The sequence below is a fragment of the Methylobacterium sp. WL116 genome (genome assembly GCF_008039455.1).
In the GTDB taxonomy this organism is placed as follows: Bacteria; Pseudomonadota; Alphaproteobacteria; order Rhizobiales; family Beijerinckiaceae; genus Methylobacterium.
In genome coordinates this window covers 1-1,131 of sequence record NZ_VRUV01000889.1, presented here as the reverse complement: position 1 = coordinate 1,131, position 1,131 = coordinate 1, and the positions used below count along the sequence as shown (strand labels likewise).

The window sequence follows — 1,131 nt, the reverse complement described above, 5'->3', positions numbered from 1 at the left end:
GAAGGCGATCAGCGCCGCGCCGGCGGCGGTGTGGGCGCGGGTGCCGTCGTGCAGCACGCCCCAGACGTCGCACAGGATCAGGTCGTAGGCATCCGCGATGCCGGACAGGCCGGGCAGCGTCGGGATCGGATCGGGCATCGGCGGTCTCGGGCGGATCTGTCGGGGAAGGCGCCGGCCGGGTTAGGCGCGCCGGCCGGGGTTGGCAATCGCGCGGGGCTTTGCGGGATCGGGCGACCCGGCGTAGCCTCGCGGCGGGAACGTGACGGTCCCGATTCCCGACGACCTCGCCCGCCGCCTCGCCGCGGATGGCGGCGACCTCGCGCGCCGCGCGCTGGAGGCCTTCGCGGTCGAGGAGTTTCGCGCCGGGCGGCTGACGCCCCCCGAGTTGCGCACGCTGCTCGGGTTCGGCACCCGTGCGGCGCTCGACGCCTTCCTCAAGGCCCGCAACGTCTTCGTCGACTACGACCTCACCGACCTGGACGACGACCGCCGCGATCTCGACCGCCTCGGCCTGTGATCCGTTGCGTGCCGTCGCCGATGCCGGGCCGATCCATCATCTCGTGCTGATCGACCGGATCGCGGTGCTGCCGACGCTGCTGGCCGGGGTCGCGATCCCCGATACGGTATGCCGGGAGTTGCGCCATCCCGAAGCTCCCACGGCCGTGCGACGCTGGATGTCGGCGCCGCCGGCCTGGCTCGCGGTCGAGCCCGATCCGGTCGGGTCGGACCCGTCGCTCGGGCCACTGGATGCCGGGGAACGGGAAGCCATCCGGTTGGCGACGGCGCTCGGGGCTGACCTGATCCTCATGGATGGCCGTGCCGGCGTCGCCGCCGCCCGGGCCAGGGGGGGCGCCGTCACGGGCACGCTCGGCATCGTCGACCTCGCCGTGCGGCGCGGCCTCCTCGATGTGCACGACGCCGTCTCACGGCTCCGGGCGACCAATTTCCGCTGCCGCCCGGCGCTGTTCGAGGCCCTGCTCGCCCGGCATCCTCGCCCCTGGCACGGCTTCTCCCCGATCTGCCATCCCGAAGGGACCCTCAGGATCGGGTACGACCCCTCTAGCTCGCCCGGCGCAGGAAGGCCCGGAACGGGCGGCGCTCCGGCGTCGGCTCGGGCGGGTCGTCCGGGGT

At 74.2% G+C, this 1,131-nt stretch carries 2 protein-coding genes and 1 pseudogene; 2 read left to right on the top strand and 1 reads right to left on the bottom strand.

The window, feature by feature from the left end; genetic code table 11:
* Positions 1–138 (bottom strand): annotated as a pseudogene (locus FV223_RS32205) (TIGR01459 family HAD-type hydrolase); the annotation flags it as partial.
* A 121-nt stretch (positions 139–259) separates the two neighbouring features.
* Between FV223_RS32205 and FV223_RS28220 the strand changes: the two are divergent.
* Entirely contained in the window at positions 260–517 is a 258-nt protein-coding gene (locus FV223_RS28220; RefSeq protein WP_147729952.1) for a UPF0175 family protein, read from the top strand.
* Positions 518–560: 43 nt separating this feature from the next.
* The coding region (locus tag FV223_RS28215) for a DUF3368 domain-containing protein (protein ID WP_246689848.1) at positions 561–1,131 on the top strand (571 nt) is incomplete at its 3' end.